Source organism: Micromonospora craterilacus, assembly GCF_003236315.1.
Classification (GTDB): Bacteria; Actinomycetota; Actinomycetes; order Mycobacteriales; family Micromonosporaceae; genus Micromonospora; species Micromonospora craterilacus.
In genome coordinates this window covers 1-1,461 of the sequence record NZ_POTY01000472.1, presented here as the reverse complement: position 1 = coordinate 1,461, position 1,461 = coordinate 1, and the positions used below count along the sequence as shown (strand labels likewise).

Annotated in this window: 1 protein-coding gene; it reads left to right on the top strand. The window is 68.5% G+C overall.

From position 1 onward, the window contains the following. The coding region (locus tag C1I95_RS33885) for a L,D-transpeptidase (RefSeq protein WP_233514068.1) at positions 1-1,247 on the top strand (1,247 nt) is incomplete at its 5' end. Between the last annotated feature and the right edge of the window lie 214 nt (positions 1,248-1,461).

Here is a 1,461-nt window from a genome sequence, read left to right as displayed (position 1 = left end):
GGTTCGCGCGGGCCGGGGCGGTGGTGGGCGTCCTGGGTCTGGTGGCGTCGCTGGCGCTGTCAGGTTGCCGGGAGGAGAGCGGGGGCGCTCAGTTCGTGCCCGGGGAGATGCCGGGGGCGTCTGGCCCGGCGACACCGGAGACACCGGGGACGCCGAGCGGGCCGCCGCTGACGGTGAGCCCGGCCGACGGGGCGAAGAAGCAGCCGGTGAGCGTGGAGATCGGTGCCGAGTTGCCGGACGGCGCGACGGTGTCGCAGATCATGCTGGCCACCGCGAACGGCAAGGCGGTCAAGGGGAAGCTGCGTACGGATGGCTCGTCCTGGGTTCCGTCGGCCCCGTTGAAGTGGTCCACCCGCTACACCGCCACGGTCACCGCGAGCCGGCCCGACGGCACGGTCAGCGAGGGCACCAGCACGTTCACCACGATGGCCAAGCCGAACTCGGTGATCACCTCCGGGCTCTACCTGTTCGACGACAGGACGTACGGGGTGGCCATGCCGGTGGTGGCGGAGTTCCACCCGGGCATCCCGGAGAAGGACCGGGCCGCGGTGCAGAAGCGGATGTTCGTGCAGACCGACCCGCCGCAGCCGGGCGCCTGGCACTGGGTGGGCAACGGCACCCAGGCGTACTACCGGGCGCCGGAGTACTGGAAGGCGGGTACCAAGCTCTCCGTACGGATCGCGCTGGCCGGCATCCCGCTGAGCAACGGCCGGTACGGCAACGTCGACCGCAGCGCCACCGCCAAGATCGGCTCCGCCTTCGAGATGAAGGTGACCAACTCCGACAAGCAGATGCGGGTGTACGAGGATGGGCAGTTGATCAAGACGTTGCCGGTCAGCCTGGGCAAGAAGAAGACCCCGTCGTCCAGCGGCACGCTGGTGGTGATGGAGAAGAAGGAAGCGACCGTCTTCGACACGATGAACGACCCGGACCCGGCGAACCGCTACGTCACCGACATCCAGTTCGCCCAGCGGCTCACCTGGGGTGGCGAGTACATCCACGCCGCACCCTGGTCAGAGCACGTCCAGGGGCGGCAGAATGTCTCTCACGGCTGCGTGAACGTCTCCATGGCGAACGCCCGCTGGCTCTTCCAACGTACGAAGATCGGTGATCCGATCACCATCACCGGCACCGAGCGCAAGCTGGCGCACGGCAACGGCTGGACGCCGTGGAACCTGAGCTGGGCGGAGTTCGTCAAAGGCAGTGCGCTGCCGGTTCCGGATGGTGGCGCCGGTCCAGCCCTGTGACGGGACGGGATATGTCACTATCCGGACATCCCGCTCCACGTGTTTCGGTTCACCTTCCGCAACGGGTACGTGTTCCGGTGCGTCTGTGATGTGGACGGGCAGCGGACCACGACTGTGAGGACACCATGCGAGTTCGGGACCAGCGCAACCGGCGGCGGGGGGTGCTCGCCGCGGGGGTGCTCGCCGTGGCGTTGGCGCTGACCTCCGCCTGCAC